This is a genomic window from Streptomyces griseoflavus, assembly GCF_014649995.1.
GTDB lineage: Bacteria > Actinomycetota > Actinomycetes > Streptomycetales > Streptomycetaceae > Streptomyces > Streptomyces griseoflavus.
This window is the reverse complement of sequence record NZ_BMUC01000027.1, coordinates 1-1,194: the sequence shown is the minus strand read 5'-3', so window position 1 is coordinate 1,194 and position 1,194 is coordinate 1. Positions and strand designations below refer to the sequence as shown.

The following is a 1,194-nucleotide window of genomic DNA, read 5'->3' as shown; positions in this document are numbered from 1 at the left end:
CAGGTGTCGCGGATGGACTTGTTGTTGTGGCTGACCAGGAAGACCGTCCCGGCGTGCTTGCGCAGCTCCCGGATCCGCTCCTCGGAACGCTTCTGGAAGGAGCGGTCGCCGGTGGCCAGCGCCTCGTCGACGAGGAGGACGTCGTGGTCCTTGGCGGCGGCGATGGAGAAGCGCAGCCGGGCCGCCATGCCGGAGGAGTACGTCCGCATCGGCAGGGTGATGAAGTCGCCCTTCTCGTTGATGCCGGAGAAGTCGACGATCTCCTGGTAGCGGGCCCTGACCTCCTCGCGCGACATGCCCATCGCGAGCCCGCCGAGATGGACGTTGCGCTCGCCCGTCAGGTCGCTCATCAGCGCCGCGTTGACGCCCAGCAGGGAGGGCTGGCCGTCGGTGTAGATGCGGCCGTTCTCCACCGGGAGCAGTCCGGCGACGGCCTTGAGCAGGGTCGACTTGCCGGAGCCGTTGGTGCCGATCAGGCCGATCGCCTCGCCGCGGTAGGCGACGAAGGACACGTTCCGCACGGCGTGCACCCGGCGCACGCCGGAAGCCCGCTCGGCCCGCTCGCGGCGCAGGATGCGGTTGAGGGCGGCGGTGGCGGAGCCGCGTCCGGCGCCGGTGCCGTTGACCCGGTAGACGATGTCGACGCCGTCGGCGATGACGGTGGGGACCTTCTCGGGGGTGCTGTCAGCCACGGCCGTACCTCTCCTCGGACTTCCAGAAGTAGATGAAGCCGGCCACACCGGCCAGCAGCGCCCAGCCCACGGCGAACGCCCACACGTGCGGGGGCAGGTACGAGGAGCCGTAGCCGTCGATCATCGCGAAGCGGACCAGGTCCATGTAGACGGCGGCCGGGTTCCACTGGAGCACGTCGCTGAGCCAGACGGGGACGTCCTTGTCGTGCAGCATCGCCGGGATGCTGAACATCACGCCCGAGGCGTACATCCACGTCCGCAGCACGAACGGCATCAGCTGTGCCAGGTCCGGCGTCCTGCTGCCCATCCGCGCGAAGACCAGGGCCAGCCCGGTGTTGAACACGAACTGCAGCGCCAGCGCCGGCACGACCAGCAGCCAGGACAGGCCGGGAAGGCTCCCGAAGGCCACCATGACGACGACGAGCACGATCATCGAGAACAGCAGCTGCTGGAGCTGCTGGAGCGCGAAGGAGATCGGCAGCGAGGCCCGCGGGAAGTGCAG

Annotated in this window: 1 protein-coding gene and 1 pseudogene; both read right to left on the bottom strand. The window is 69.2% G+C overall.

All coding sequences use genetic code 11. The features are described 5' to 3' along the window. Positions 1–692, bottom strand: a pseudogene (locus IE172_RS33190) (ABC transporter ATP-binding protein); the annotation flags it as partial. Beyond that, positions 685–1,194: ABC transporter permease (locus IE172_RS33185; RefSeq protein WP_190101081.1), on the bottom strand; the 510-nt coding region annotated here is incomplete at its 5' end. The pseudogene IE172_RS33190 and the gene IE172_RS33185, both read right to left, overlap by 8 nt.